The sequence below is a fragment of the Bradyrhizobium sp. SRL28 genome, assembly GCF_018596315.1.
Taxonomy (GTDB): domain Bacteria; phylum Pseudomonadota; class Alphaproteobacteria; order Rhizobiales; family Xanthobacteraceae; genus Bradyrhizobium.
Genome location: NZ_JAHEAG010000227.1, coordinates 1 through 441, shown reverse-complemented (window position 1 = coordinate 441; position 441 = coordinate 1). Strand labels below are relative to the sequence as shown.

1 protein-coding gene is annotated in these 441 nt (G+C 66.0%); it reads right to left on the bottom strand.

All coding sequences use genetic code 11. From position 1 onward, the window contains the following. A partial coding sequence (locus KIP88_RS46110; protein ID WP_214494667.1) for a phosphopantetheine-binding protein occupies positions 1–441 on the bottom strand: 441 nt, incomplete at both ends.

Sequence of the window (441 nt, the reverse complement as noted above, 5' to 3'; positions counted from 1 at the left end):
ATCCACCACCCGCTGAACCGCGGCAAGATAGCGATCCAACAGGCCACGGTCGGCAAACGCCATCTGCGACACCAGCAGGTAGGGATCGCCCCGGCTGGTCAGCAGATGATGGAACAGGATGCCGTCCTGCAGCGGCGACAGGCCATAAATGTCCTGGATGTTGCCGACGCCACCAGGCACCGTGGCGACGATCCGGTCGATCTCGCCCTGCGTCAGCTCGATCAGCGGCAGCATCTGCGGCGTGATCGCCGTACTCTGCTCGGTGATCAGGTTGGCAGGCACCGCCACCTCGTGATGGCTGCCCAGGCTTGCGGCCATATCCGCCAGCACCGGCCTGGCGAACAGGGTGCGCACCTCCACCCCGAGCGACAACCGCCGCAGCCGGCTCAAGAGCTGCACCGCCAGGAGCGAGTGGCCGCCGAGTTCGAAGAAGTGGTCGTG